The following is a 212-nucleotide window of genomic DNA, read 5'->3' as shown; positions in this document are numbered from 1 at the left end:
GATGGACCCGCGTCGCATTAGCTAGTTGGTGAGGTAACGGCTCACCAAGGCAACGATGCGTAGCCGACCTGAGAGGGTGATCGGCCACACTGGGACTGAGACACGGCCCAGCCTCCTACGGGAGGCAGCAGTAGGGAATCTTCCGCAATGGACGAAAGTCTGACGGAGCAACGCCGCGTGAGTGATGAAGGCTTTCGGGTCGTAAAACTCTG

Annotated in this window: 1 rRNA gene; it reads left to right on the top strand. The window is 59.0% G+C overall.

From position 1 onward, the window contains the following. Positions 1–212, top strand: a 16S ribosomal RNA gene (locus MR107_RS31215); the annotation flags it as partial.

It is taken from the genome of Bacillus cereus group sp. BfR-BA-01441, from assembly GCF_022663075.1.
GTDB classification, from domain to species: domain Bacteria; phylum Bacillota; class Bacilli; order Bacillales; family Bacillaceae_G; genus Bacillus_A; species Bacillus_A cereus.
Note: the sequence above shows the minus strand (reverse complement) of the source record. Positions and strands in the feature narration are given on the sequence as shown.